Below are 6,092 nucleotides of genomic sequence, written 5' to 3' on the forward strand. Positions count from 1 at the left end.
AGTTGAAGAATCAATCAAATGGTTTGAATTAGCAAAGAAAGCACCAAAGTATCAGAATAAGGAGTATCCTTATATTAATGCTGGTAGAGCTTATATGATGGCGCAAAACTACGAAAAGGCCATGGCCGAATTCGAAGTAGCCCTGACTCTTTGTCCAGAAAATGAAGACCTAAGAAATACTGTTGATAAACTAGAAAGAACTCTAAATAGAGATATGCCTGAGTATGATTTCAAGGTAAACTTTAAGCAAGACAACCAAGAAAATCATTTTCCTCAGGAGGATCTGTGAGTCTTTGTAGAAAAGAACTCGATAAGTTTTTAAAAGAAATCTTAAAACCCTACGAATTCCAAGACTACGGCCCAAACGGACTGCAAATAGAAGGAAGTGAAACGATCTCTAAGATCGCTTTCGCTGTTTCGGCCCAAAGACACTCAATAGAAGAAGCTGTGGCACAAAAGGCCGACTGTCTGATTGTTCATCATGGACTCTTTTGGAAGTTCCACGGAACTCGTGCCATAAAGGGCTCATTCGCAAAAAGAGTCAAACCTTTAATTCAAAATGATATTAACCTCTTTGGTTACCATCTTCCACTTGACGCCCATATTGAATATGGAAATGCGGCGGCCATTGCAAAAAGAATTGGCCTTACGGAACTAAAACCATTTGGAGACTATAAAGGTTGCCCAACAGGTGTCGCTGGAAAATTTAAAGCACCATTGAAACCAAAAGATCTTATCGCAAAACTTGAAGGTGTATTAGATCATAATATTCTTCATTCAAGACCGAATGATAATGAAATCTCTAGTATGGGGATTATCACAGGTGGGGCGAACTCAGAATGGCGCCTATGCCTGAGAGAAAATCTTGATGCCTACCTCACTGGAGAGATGAGTGAGCATGATTGGCACGAGAGCCGCGAAGACGATATTCATATGTTTGCAGGCGGCCACAATGCAACGGAGCAGTTTGGCGTACAAGAAATTATGAAGCTAGTTCAAGAAAGATTCTCAGTAGAGTGCTTCTTTATTCCAAGCGAAAACCCGGCCTAATGACGAGAAAACAAGGCAGTTTATCAAGTTGGGGTATGAATTAAGTAATGCCCCAAAATCACATTCTCCCCCTCCTATAATTCATGACTTAAAAACTATTTTCAATCAAATATTAAATAGCGCCCCTTCTTTGCTAGTCTTTTTCATATGAAGATTTTAGAGTTTTTTAACAAGTACAAGTACCTTGAGATACAAAGAGCGAATTCTTGGAATGATATCGATGAGTCCATGAAGACCCTCGAAAGACATCTCTACAAGAAACTCAATGCTAAGAAGTCCCGCTATGAGTCCCCACTTGGGAATAAGAACCTCATTACCCTAAATTGTCATGAAAAGTACTTTATCTCAATGAGTGAAAACCATGAACTTAAGGGAATGGCCTCTCTGACAATAAAGGATATCTATAGTGAAGGAAAACTGACCAAGGTGGCCTATCTTTCAGATCTCAAAGTCTCCCATGATTTTTGCCTCTCAGGTAAGAGACAGTGGAGAAATGCCTTTGTCGATATCATTCTCAATAAAGATAATATCGATGAGCTAAGAGACTGTGAGTTCTTCTATGGTCTGATTGATGTGGAGAGCGAACAAACTAAGAATCTATTTAAGAGATTTGAGAAGATTATTGATGTGAATTATATTCATAACTATACCATACATAATATCTTTTCAAATCAAACAGATGGTACTCATAAAATGAAAGGCCACCAAGTGAGATTAACGACTCTAGATGATAGAGAGAAAATCATTAAATTCTCACTTACTCAAATAGCAGGACTAAATTGGTGTGATAGTCCAGAGTCCTACACCCAAGATTTAAGAAACTATATCGCGAATAAACAATCTCTCTACATAGAAAAAAATGGTGAAATTCAGGCCCATATCTGTTTTATGAGAACAAGAATAGACAAGCTAGACCTAATGGAGCTCAACTCAAAATTCAATATGGCCAAGACTGTACTCCCATTTTTAGACTCTGGTATTTCGGGACAAAAAGATAATGAAAAAATAAATAGTATCTATATACCAGTCTTCCACTTGAATTCGAGCTTAAATCCTATCCAAAGAATTGAAGTCACGAAAATACTTATTCAAACACTGATGAAGCTACCTCATCAGCAAAAGGAATCAGTTATTACGGTCTCTAATATTTACGATAGGGCCGTTGAGACGGCCCTTGAATCCTTTATTTGTATGTCTAAATATATGCAAATTGTAAGTTTTAGAAAGAAAGAGGTAATCTTATCTCAAACAGAAGCAGAAACAGAAAAAATCAACGATATAGAGCTTAAGCAGGCCATATGACTACTTCTTACTCTTCTTTTTTAGTGAAAGTGTCAAAGTAAATTCGGCCACAGGTTCATCATCAATATCCGGGCAAGTCGCCGTAATTCTGACTGGCATATGGTGCCTTTCATCACTTGCCACAACCTTTTCAACAAAGGCCTTAATTTCTTCACCTTGATCGCAAGTAAAGTAAGTATCTCCTTCAGCTCTTTTTAGAAATTCTGCATGAAAATCTTTAAAGGCCAAAGAAATATTTTCTCCACTATTGATAATCATCTTCATCGCGGCCAAGCCTCCAGCAGCATCAGCCCCACAGGCGAGAACACCAAAATACATTGAATTAAGATGGTTCTTAGTTCTTCTACTAAGAGGAATTTTAACGACACATCTCTTATCACTTAATTCTTTCACACTTGGAGAAATCCAAAATAAAAGAGGAACCTTGAAAAGACCAAAAGCTCTAACCATTGCAGTATCACGATACTTAGGTGGAATCATAGTATATATTTTCTTGGCCATTTTCATTTTAAACTTCCTTTAATTCGTTATTTCTCTTTAATGCTGCATCAATAGCTCTTTCCATTATAGATGAGAGTTGATTTTCCTCAAGGACTTTTAATGCTTCAAAAGTTACCCCTCCTTTAGACGTAACCTTATTTCTAAGCACTTCAGCTGAATCATCACTTTCAATGAGCATTTGAGCAGCACCCTTCATTGTCAGTGAAACAAGCTCAAGGGCCTCTGTCTTATCAAAACCTCTTCTTGCAAGATCCTCAGAAAGAATACGGGCCATCTCAAAGAAATAAGCAGGACCGCTTCCAGAATATGGCGTGATAAGATCAATTTGATCTTCCCTATCTAGAATATAATTCTTTCCATCTTTCACACTCTGAGAAAAGTGCTTTAAAAAATACGACTTTCTTTCTTCATCAACTGATGAACTAAAGAAGATACCATTAACACCAATACCAACAAGAGAAGGTGTATTTGGCATAATTCTAATGACAGAGGGACAATCAAATAGCTTAGAGAGCCTCTCGCTTTCAACTCCCGCCAGTAACGAGACAATGACTGTTTTAGAAAAATCAAAATCTGACAAAGACTTCGCAACACCACTCACCTGTTGAGGCTTCATTCCAAGCCATAGAAAGTTCACATCATTCAGATCAACGAGCTCCCTTTGTTGAGTAATGCCTTGAGAGCGGGCAAACGACTCAGCGGATTTTCCAGTAGGTGTGTAGACACTGAATAGATCCCCCTGGGCACTCTTGATAAATGGAGGAGTCAGGGCCTGAATCATATTTCCGGCCCCAAGTATTAAGTGTCTCATAGATTTTCTAACTCCATCGGAGCACCATGCCTCATAACATTAACTGCATATGATCTCTCATTGGCATAAGTAAACATAAGATCAAAATGAGAACTTGCAGGAGTCATTTCCATAGGAGTCACAAATCTCGTCATAACACTTTTTCCAAGATCATTTGAGAACTCAGTAATCACTCTTTGGACACCTTCATTGTTACCATCCACGATGACCACATCGATTTGATTCTGGGCTATCTTAGTAATTTGATCGAATCCTACAAAGTAGCAGTCAATATTACGAGATGAGAACCTATTCTTTATAAGTATATCGATCAGATAACGCCACCAGATATATGACTTCTGATTCGTACAAAGAACAGTAATTCCAACTCCACAGGCCAAGGCCATTAAGAAGTTAATAAAAGTCTCAATATTAGGTTTTTCGTTTAAACTAATATAAACACAACTTTCTTTGAATGAATCAAATTTTGAAAAGTTTAGCTGACCAGGAATGATTCTATTATCTCTTCCCTTTTCAACAATATTCTGGAAATCTTCAATAAACCAAGACCTCAGCGTCTGAAGTCTCTCTTTATCATTTCCAAATATACCAGGAAACAGAGGCCCAAAGTTATTAATAATCGCATCCAGAGCTCTTACGACTCTTTCAATTCGACCTGCCACAGGAAGACCACTGGACTTAGCAAGCTTAACTTCGTAGTCGCTTCCTGTTTCAAAGACAGATTTAATATCTGAATCTATCTCAGTCACAAGCACCTGAAGAGACTTAATATAGTCAACTCCACCGGCCTTAGGACCTGTACCAGACATTTTGAATCCACCAAATGGTTCAATACCAACACGAGCACCTGTGATAGGACGGTTCACGTAGATATTTCCCACCTGCATCTTAGAGACACAATAATCAATATCATCTTGGGATTGAGAGAAAATTCCACCCGTTAGACCATATTCAACGCTATTGAAAACCTCAATCGCTTCATCTAGTCCATCGACACCGATAACATGAACCACAGGAGCGAAGAGTTCACGCTGTGAGAAAGAGTCTTTTTCAAAAGCACGTTTCTTTGGAACTTCTAAGATCGTTGGTCCAACACAGTATCCAGGAAGATCGTCTTGTGATCTATCAATATGGACCTTCCCACCAAATTCTTTAATCTCTTTAATGGCCTCGCTTACTTGCTCTTGAAGTCTTTTCTTTTCTTCACTAGTAATAAGAGGGTTGATAAAGACAGAAAAATCATCTGACGATCCAACTTTAATATCTCTGGCAGCTTCAGCAAGTCTTGCCGTTAACTTATCTTTAATCTGATTATCTACAATAACTCGAGAACAGGCAGAGCATTTCTGACCAGCGTGAGCAAAGGCCGAGTAAAGAATACCAGAGACAGTCTCATCTAATTCAGCATTATTTGTGACAAGAACCGCGTTCTTTCCACCCATCTCAGTTATGACCTTCACAGGATATTCAACTTGAGTTTTCTTGTTCTTATAAAGTCTCTTGGCCGCCGTCTTAGCGATATGAACGCCAACAGGTTTAGAACCAGTAAAGACAATTCCACTAATATCGCGACTTTCAATAAGAGTCTGACCAACAGTTTCCCCTTCTCCAGGAAGATGGATAAGAGCTGTCTCAGGCACACCTGCTTCATAAAGAAGATTAACAAGTACATTTGCAATCAGTGGTGTTTGCTCCGCTGATTTAAGGATAACTGTATTTCCAGCGATTAAAGAACTCACTGTCATTCCACAAGGAATTGCAAGAGGGAAATTCCATGGGGCCACAACAGCAATAGGCCCTCTGGCCTGATAGTGACCAAGCTCTAAAACTTTCTTCTGCTCTCTAATATAGAAATTGATAAAATCAATAGCTTCATCAACATCGGCCAAGGCCTCATTAACGGCCTTTCCAGATTCTTTCATAATAAGTGCCGAGAGTTCATTTCTTCTGGCATGCATAAGATCACTGGCCTTGATCATAATCATTGATCTTTCAATCCAAGACATTTGCGACCATTTACCATTGTAGAAGTCCTCATCAATAACTTTAATAGCAGTCTTAGCATCTTCAACATTGGCAAATCGGATTGTTCCAACAACAGTTTCTCCATCAGAAGGAGATTTAACTGTGATCATCTCACCATTTGTCTTGAAGATATTATTCTGTTCTTTACCAAGCTCTGATTGGTATTGATCCAGTGAATTCTCAACTGTTCTTAATTCACTGTCTAAGTAACTTCTTAGAGTTGGAATATTAATAAACTCTCCATCAAGTTTAGAAATAGAGTTATCAAGAACCAAACGAGCTTCTTCTTTATTTTGTTTATAAATCTCTGTTGGAGACAAGAGTTTCACATTCTTCTTATGCGATCTCGTAATTGTTAATACACCAACCTGAGAAGAGTTTTCCATGATTCTTCTTACAAGAT

The 6,092-nt window shown here is 38.3% G+C and carries 6 protein-coding genes; 3 read left to right on the forward strand and 3 right to left on the reverse strand.

The features are described 5' to 3' along the window. From M901_RS13820 to M901_RS13830, 3 genes are all read left to right on the forward strand, one after another. Positions 1 to 289, forward strand: a 289-nt coding sequence (locus tag M901_RS13820; RefSeq protein WP_021278828.1) for a tetratricopeptide repeat protein, incomplete at its 5' end; no start/stop codon positions are given. Continuing rightward, positions 286 to 1,050 (forward strand): Nif3-like dinuclear metal center hexameric protein, encoded by a 765-nt coding sequence (locus M901_RS13825; RefSeq protein WP_021278823.1) that lies wholly within the window; start codon positions 286 to 288, stop codon positions 1,048 to 1,050. The genes M901_RS13820 and M901_RS13825, both read left to right, overlap by 4 nt. Before the next feature lie 147 nt (positions 1,051 to 1,197). After that, positions 1,198 to 2,352 carry a hypothetical protein gene (locus M901_RS13830; protein ID WP_021278827.1) on the forward strand — a complete coding sequence of 385 codons (1,155 nt, stop codon included), beginning with the start codon at positions 1,198 to 1,200 and terminating at the stop codon, positions 2,350 to 2,352. Here the strand turns inward: M901_RS13830 and M901_RS13835 are convergent, their stop codons facing one another. From M901_RS13835 to M901_RS16775, 3 genes are all read right to left on the reverse strand, one after another. After that, positions 2,353 to 2,832, reverse strand: a complete 480-nt coding sequence (locus M901_RS13835) for a DUF4442 domain-containing protein (RefSeq protein WP_034722367.1) — start codon at positions 2,830 to 2,832, stop codon at positions 2,353 to 2,355. Between the two features lie 28 nt (positions 2,833 to 2,860). Beyond that, entirely contained in the window at positions 2,861 to 3,664 is an 804-nt protein-coding gene (locus M901_RS13840; RefSeq protein WP_021278824.1) for a pyrroline-5-carboxylate reductase, read from the reverse strand. Next, positions 3,661 to 6,092, reverse strand: a 2,432-nt coding sequence (locus M901_RS16775; RefSeq protein ID WP_232422541.1) for an aldehyde dehydrogenase family protein, incomplete at its 5' end; no start/stop codon positions are given. The genes M901_RS16775 and M901_RS13840, both read right to left, overlap by 4 nt.

It is taken from the genome of Bacteriovorax sp. DB6_IX (assembly GCF_000447775.1).
In the GTDB taxonomy this organism is placed as follows: domain Bacteria; phylum Bdellovibrionota; class Bacteriovoracia; order Bacteriovoracales; family Bacteriovoracaceae; genus Halobacteriovorax_A.